The sequence below is a fragment of the Acinetobacter sichuanensis genome (assembly GCF_003024515.2).
GTDB lineage: Bacteria > Pseudomonadota > Gammaproteobacteria > Pseudomonadales > Moraxellaceae > Acinetobacter > Acinetobacter sichuanensis.
On record NZ_PYIX02000211.1, the window covers coordinates 1 to 611 of the forward strand.

The window sequence follows — 611 nt, forward strand, 5'->3', positions numbered from 1 at the left end:
ACTGGGCAAGAAGCGGGCTCAACCGTTATTTACCAAGTTTCTAAAGATGGTGGTAAGACATGGGTAAATACGGATGCGAAGCAAAGTAATTTAACTGATGGGAGTTATCAGTTTAGAGCAGTGGTCAGTGATGCCGCAGGTAATACCGCGACGACAACAGTACAAACGATAGTAGTTGATACAACTGCACCAAAAGCAGGGGTAATTAGCCTAACTGCGTATGAAGATACAGGTGCTAAAGCGGATGACTTCGTCAGCCAAGATCGTAACTTTGATTTAACTTTGACTGGGCAAGAAGCAGGCTCAACTGTTATTTACCAAGTTTCCAAAGATGGCGGTAAGACATGGGTAGATACGGATGCGAAGCAAACAGATCTAGTCGATGGCGTTTATCAGTTTAAAGCAGTCGTGAGCGATGCCGCAGGAAACACACAAAGCACAAATATTCAAAAAGTGACTGTTGATACAACTGTGCCAAAAGCAGGGGTAATTAGCCTAACTGCTTATGAAGATACAGGTGCTAAAGCGGATGATTTCGTCAGCCAAGATCGTAGCTTTGACTTAACTTTGACAGGACAAGAAGCAGGCTCAACTGTTATTTACCAAGTTTC

General features: G+C 43.4%; 1 protein-coding gene. It reads left to right on the forward strand.

Annotated features, from left to right (window positions below):
• A partial coding sequence (locus tag C9E89_RS23085) for an Ig-like domain-containing protein (RefSeq protein ID WP_171405224.1) occupies positions 1-611 on the forward strand: 611 nt, incomplete at both ends.